The following is a 379-nucleotide window of genomic DNA, read 5'->3' as shown; positions in this document are numbered from 1 at the left end:
TGTTTAACCGCAACCATATGCTGGTTGGTGGCGTGCGTCCGCACCTGTATTGTCTACCCATCCTCAAACGCAATATTCACCAACAGGCATTGCGTGAACTAGTCGCCAGCGGTTTTAATCGAGTATTCCTCGGTACGGATTCTGCGCCACATGCACGTCATCGCAAAGAGAGCAGCTGCGGCTGCGCGGGCTGCTTCAACGCCCCAACCGCGCTGGGAAGTTACGCTACCGTCTTTGAAGAGATGAATGCTCTGCAGCACTTTGAAGCATTCTGTTCTGTAAACGGCCCGCAGTTCTATGGGTTACCGGTCAACGACACATTCATCGAACTGGTACGTGAAGAGCATCAGGTTGCTGAAAGCATCGCACTGACTGATGA

1 protein-coding gene is annotated in these 379 nt (G+C 52.5%); it reads left to right on the top strand.

The features are described from left to right. Positions 1–379 (top strand): amidohydrolase family protein (locus OC23_RS10370; protein ID WP_038344659.1); only part of this gene is annotated, 379 nt, incomplete at both ends.

It is taken from the genome of Acinetobacter sp. A47 (assembly GCF_000805455.1).
Taxonomy (GTDB): domain Bacteria; phylum Pseudomonadota; class Gammaproteobacteria; order Pseudomonadales; family Moraxellaceae; genus Acinetobacter.
This window is presented reverse-complemented; position numbering and strand designations above follow the sequence as displayed.